The 1,784-nt window shown below is 76.3% G+C and carries 2 protein-coding genes; both read right to left on the reverse strand.

Annotated elements, in window-relative coordinates; translation table 11 throughout:
- Positions 1–184: 184 nt before the first annotated feature.
- Positions 185–1,027 carry a hypothetical protein gene (locus tag KS423_RS44895; RefSeq protein ID WP_374120186.1) on the reverse strand — a complete coding sequence of 281 codons (843 nt, stop codon included), beginning with the start codon at positions 1,025–1,027 and terminating at the stop codon, positions 185–187.
- 251 nt (positions 1,028–1,278) lie between these two features.
- Positions 1,279–1,784, reverse strand: a 506-nt coding sequence (locus KS423_RS44900; RefSeq protein ID WP_224285425.1) for a hypothetical protein, incomplete at its 5' end; no start/stop codon positions are given.

A 1,784-nucleotide genomic window follows, 5' to 3' on the forward strand; every position in this document is an offset into this window, starting at 1 on the left:
GGGCCGGGTGCTGCTCGCGGTCATGGGCGGCCCCAACGGGTCGACCGGGGCGCCCATGGTCCGCCCGGCGGTGCCCGGCGGCGGTGGCGCGCCGGACGCGGCCGGACCGGGGCATGGCGGTGCCCGGGGAACGGCAAGGCGACCCGGCCGGGGTACTGCTCCCCCCGGCCAGGTTAGCCTCACCTTAGCTGATCGTGCCCCGGGTCTCGCTCGTGATGCGCCCGGCCGGGGGAGGCCCCGGCGTGCCGGTGGCGCCCAGCTGGCGTGCGAGCCAGACCGGAACCCCGCCCAGGGCGGCCACCAGCCGGGCGGCCTCGGCGCGCAGCCTCGCGGCCTCGGGCGGCTCGGACACCTCGGCGAGCGCCGCGAGTGCCGGCGCCACCCCCACGGTGAAGCCGAGTTGCTCGCGCAACCGCAGTGAGGCGTCGAAGCCCTCCCGGGCGTTCCCGCGCTCCCCGCGCGAGAGCGCCAGCGCGGCCAGGTGCCGCCAGGTGTACGAGCGCAGCAGCTCGTCGCCGCGCTCGCCGGCGCCCTCGTGCGCCCGGCGGTAGGCGATCCAGGCGGCGCTGCGGTCGCGTAGCAGGTTCTCGGCGACCAGTCCGCGCCGGAAGTCCAGCAGCGGGCGGCCCGGGGCGTCCGGCGGCAGCAGGGCCGAGGTGCGGCCGAGCGCGGCCTGCGCCTCGTCCAGCCGGTCCCGCGGGCCGAGCACGCTCGCCACGTACGCGAGGAAGCCGCGGGCGCAGGCGGCGGCGGCGCGCTGCTCGGTGCCGGAGGCCATCGCCTCCGCCAGGCGCAGCGCCTGTTCGGCCTGGGTCCAGTGCGCGGCGGTGAACAGGCACTGCTCGATGAGGAGTTCGGCCCGCCCCAGGGCCGCGTCCGGGTCGTGCTCGGCGGTCGGCCGCAGTAGTTCGGCGGCCTCCTGCCAGCACCCCCGGGACCTCAGCCGCCACACGGTGTCACCCGGCTCCTCCGCTGCCGCCCGCCCCCGCCCGTCCGGGCCGCTCGGGTCCCATCCGTGCTCCGACAACGCCACCTCCTTGTGTGCGCCATCCGGCAAGGGCACGGACCTGCCCCTGAGGCCCTGCCGCCACGACCCGCACGCATGGCGACGGCAGGGCGAAAGGCCCGCGCTGTGGCGGCAATTCAACACGGGGGTGAGCTTGTGCACCAGATCACGAGCGAAGGTTGTTGCTTTTGCGGGCAAAATGATCTAGAGGGGCGCGGGGGAACCGATCCAGGGGCGGGAGGGAGGGGCGGACCGGCGGGCCGTCCGGTGGCTCAGGAGGTCCAGCCGGTTTCCATCAGGGCCTCGGCGGCGCCGTTCGCGGGCTGCGGCACACCCGCCAGGTCCAGGCTGAACAGGGCGACCAGCAGCTGTTCGCCGCGCACGGTGGCCTGGTGTGAATAACCCGCGAGGGTGAACATGGCGGCGGCCATCTCCTCGGCGTGCAGGGTCTGGAGCCAGAGGCACTCGACCGACTTCACGTCGGCGGGCTCGGTCCAGGTGTCCACCTGGGCGACCATCCGGCTGCCCAGCAGGGTGACCCCGTCGCGCTCCTGGGCCTCGGTCAGCTCCAGGTCGTCGAAGCCGAGCCACTCCAGGTAGCGGGCGGCGGTGAACACCGCGTCCTGCGAGGTGCGCACCGGGTGCGGCCGGAACGGCGCACGGTGGCGGAACGGACGGGAGCGGCCGGCCGAGGGCGGTGCGGGCGGTGCCGGTGCGGGCGCGTTCACCGGGTGGCCCGGGTACGGGCGGGCGGCCTGCGGGCCGGGGGCGGCGAGCG

The organism is Streptomyces sp. LS1784 (assembly GCF_020103755.1).
Lineage (GTDB): Bacteria > Actinomycetota > Actinomycetes > Streptomycetales > Streptomycetaceae > Kitasatospora.